The 2,271-nt window shown below is 46.0% G+C and carries 3 protein-coding genes; all 3 read right to left on the bottom strand.

The features are described from left to right. Nucleotides 1-154: 154 nt before the first annotated feature. The 3 genes from BCU91_RS06040 to BCU91_RS06030 all read right to left on the bottom strand — a co-directional run bounded on the left by BCU91_RS06040 (nt 155) and on the right by BCU91_RS06030 (nt 1,825). Nucleotides 155-682, bottom strand: coding sequence for a hypothetical protein (locus BCU91_RS06040; RefSeq protein ID WP_102531108.1), 528 nt, complete (start codon nt 680-682; stop codon nt 155-157). Between the two features lie 40 nt (nt 683-722). Beyond that, nucleotides 723-1,115, bottom strand: coding sequence for a hypothetical protein (locus tag BCU91_RS06035; protein WP_102436882.1), 393 nt, complete (start codon nt 1,113-1,115; stop codon nt 723-725). A gap of 134 nt (nt 1,116-1,249) precedes the next feature. Beyond that, a complete protein-coding gene (locus BCU91_RS06030) occupies nt 1,250-1,825 on the bottom strand; it encodes a hypothetical protein (protein WP_102531107.1) in 576 nt (191 codons plus the stop codon). Nucleotides 1,826-2,271 lie beyond the last annotated feature (446 nt).

Raw genomic sequence — 2,271 nt, 5'->3', positions numbered from 1 at the left:
TAGGTCTGGCCATCATTAATCACCAAGTAATGAGCAATAACTCAAGCCTAGTAAGGAGTACAATATTTAGCCACTTAGAATGGGTGGCCATGTTATTATTATCACCGAATATTAGCAGTAACCAAAGCCTAGTAGAGAGTTTGATATAAAGCCATTAATCATGGGTGGCCATGTTATTTCTTCTAGCATCTCTTCTCGATAGTGCAGCTTCGATATGCTCTTTAAAGCATTGTAAGGATTGTTTTCGGCCAATCTCTGTGCCTTCGACATCAGTATTGTCGATTACAGGGTAAAGCACTGCTTGCCCCATTTCACTGCTGTTTGCTCTAGTATGGCATATCGCATAACCAGTTATTACCCCTTTTGGAGCCGCCACCTCTACACCTATATTGCCTACGGGCACTGAAACACTGTTTGGGATGGCGTGCATCGATAATTTACCGTATTCATATCCCATAGGGCAGATTTCTGCCGCCCTTCTATGCCACACTTTAGCAAAATTATCAAGACTCCCCCATCCGCCGCCTCCAGCGCCATTTTTATAGCTGATTGCAATGCAGCTTTCACCAATGGGGCTATCACTATACCCTGGGCCGTTATCCGTTGCGGCTACATAGCGCAACTGACAGCCGCTGGTGAATACCAACAGCACACACGCCAACAATATCTGCCCTTTACTCATCAACTGAAATTCCTTTTCATACACTTATCACCCAGTTCTGCTACCAATCGCTATGAAAGTAAGCTTGCTCTGCTTCTATCCAAGCAACTGGCTCATTCTCATTGCGTAACACTTCCCAACCTCGACCACCTAAGGTGCGCCTAACCTCACTCAACCAAGCTAATACCAAGCCTTCAAAATCGATTTGATCCACTAAATGATTGACATTGGGGTACTTAACCCCACCCCAATAGCAGGTTTTACCGTACTCGCTCAGGCGCTCGTCAACTTCATCGCTGTCACGCTCCATAAAATAAAGCGACTCCATGCCAAAGTTATCGTCGAGATACCGAAAGCATTCAGTTTGTTCAAACTTTTGCCGTAATTGTGCTAATTGTGCAATCTGCGCTGGCGTTAACTGCCAGTGCACCGAAAAATAAATATTATCACTCATTGGTTCATACCCTCAGGTTACGCAACAAAGGGAGCTTGTGCGTTGCTTTAATAATGATGTACTGCATTATTAGGGCTAATGGGCTCCGCCCCCCTTTATCCTTTTATCCTTTTATCCTTTAATCCTTTTATCCTTTAAAGCATCTCATCTGTCTTTACCCGCCAGCCCTCGGTGCAGCCTTGGGGTAATAGCAACTCTAAATCTTGCAGCAGTTGAAACCCCTCGGTTAGCACGGTGTAATATGCTTGCTCGGTGTAACACCAAGGCGAATGTGGGGTTTGAATATCGGCATCGTAATCAAGAACCTCTCCCCTATGCAGCCGCAGTGCATTCCAGATATCATCAAAACTACCGCCGCCGCCGTAGTGGCTCGCTGGCGGGATGACGCGCATGCCAAAAGTGACCCATTGGCGCATCTCAATTTTTGCACGTATATCTTGGCGCGGGTATTTTTTGGTTCTTTCCCACCAGCCACCGGTGGCTTTGTAGTAGCGCATGGGCATCCCCGCCGCCGTGCTAACCTCGGTCACCATCTCTTGTTGCCGAGTGAGGCTTACGTAATGCTCAGGCCAAATATAATCCTCAACTTTAGGGAACTCACTGAGTAGCGCCTCGTAGCGTGCAGCAAAGTTGATATCGATGGCCGCTTGCAGTAACGGCGCCCCACATCCATTGAGCACTATCTGTTGTTGTTCTGCCGTGGCTAGCATTTGTTACTCCCTTATGTGTTTTTTCCGTAATTGTGCAATCTGCGCTGGCGTTAACTGCCAGTGCACCGAATAATAAATATTATCACTCACTAGTCCATACCCTCAGGTTGCGCAACAAAGGGAGCTTGTGCGTTGCTTTAATAATGATGTCAGCGGCATGACTGTTTAAGACCGATAAAAAACAAATTAAGCCGAGACCGAGCGACAAGCTAATGGGCTCCGCCCCCCTTTATCCTTTTATCCTTTTATCCTTTAATCCTTTAAAGCATCTCATCTGTCTTTACCCGCCAGCCCTCGGTGCAGCCTTGGGGGAGTATTACAAAGCCACCCATTATTTTGAAGTTATAACATAACGCCTTTCGTTTTAAGTTGCCAACACCAACATTCATTTACTGATGGGGTTAATCCTGCCAAAGGACTGAATATTTCATCATTAATCACCAAAA

Origin of the sequence: Shewanella sp. 10N.286.52.B9 (assembly GCF_002873635.1) — a bacterium.
GTDB lineage: Bacteria > Pseudomonadota > Gammaproteobacteria > Enterobacterales > Shewanellaceae > Shewanella.
Note: the sequence above shows the minus strand (reverse complement) of the source record. Positions and strands in the feature narration are given on the sequence as shown.

Coding starts and splice junctions, on each gene's coding strand:
- BCU91_RS06040 (WP_102531108.1), bottom strand. CDS start 682: ATGAGTAAAGGGCAGATATTGTTGGCGTGTGTGCTGTTGGTATTCACC.
- BCU91_RS06035 (WP_102436882.1), bottom strand. CDS start 1,115: ATGAGTGATAATATTTATTTTTCGGTGCACTGGCAGTTAACGCCAGCG.
- BCU91_RS06030 (WP_102531107.1), bottom strand. CDS start 1,825: ATGCTAGCCACGGCAGAACAACAACAGATAGTGCTCAATGGATGTGGG.